We start from the raw sequence: 656 nt of genomic DNA, 5'->3' as shown, positions 1-656 counted from the left end.
TCTTCGGCTGCGGCAGCCCGGACGCCTCTCAAAGCGCCGGACTCCGTACGTCCGTCCGGCACGCTTTCAATCGTGCAGTCGCTGGCCAAGATGGAATCGGACCGTCTTGAACTGGAAACACTTCGCGGGAATTTCAAGCGGTTTGACGCTTCCCGACATACCTTTCCGCATCCGGCTTTCGGCGATATGAATGCTTATGACTGGCTCGCCCTCGCCGGCGGCCACGAAAAGCGTCATTTGGCACAAATCCGCCGTATTCTGAGCCAAATAAAGAATCAGCACACGGCAGGTTAATAACCGGGCATTTACTGTGATAAAATTTTCTGCTTGGTGTCATAAGCGGCGCTGATGCGTCAGGACACCGGCTATTTTTATGGACAAGTTTTTGATTCGCGGCGGCCGGCCGCTTTCCGGCAGGGTTGAAATCAGCGGCGCGAAAAACTCCGCGCTCCCGTGTCTGGCGGCAGCATTGCTTACGCCGGAAACTGTTGTTTTACATAACGTCCCTTATGTCAAGGATTTAATTACCCAGCGCCGTTTGCTCGAAGATCTGGGAGCAACCGTCTTGACTCCCGAACTCCGGACACATAAAGTAAATGCCCGCGATATCCAACGCTTCGAAGCTCCATATGAACTGGTGAAAACGATGAGAGCCA

1 protein-coding gene and 1 pseudogene are annotated in these 656 nt (G+C 53.7%); both read left to right on the top strand.

Translation table 11 applies throughout. The features are described 5' to 3' along the window. Positions 1–294 (top strand): DinB family protein (locus tag R7P74_RS27015; protein WP_318123742.1); only part of this gene is annotated, 294 nt, incomplete at its 5' end. A gap of 79 nt (positions 295–373) precedes the next feature. Then, positions 374–656: pseudogene (locus R7P74_RS27010) on the top strand (UDP-N-acetylglucosamine 1-carboxyvinyltransferase); the annotation flags it as partial.

It is taken from the genome of Vibrio sp. 2033 (assembly GCF_033339735.1).
The sequence above is the reverse complement of the archived record's forward strand: the minus strand, read 5'-3'. Positions and strand labels throughout refer to the sequence as shown.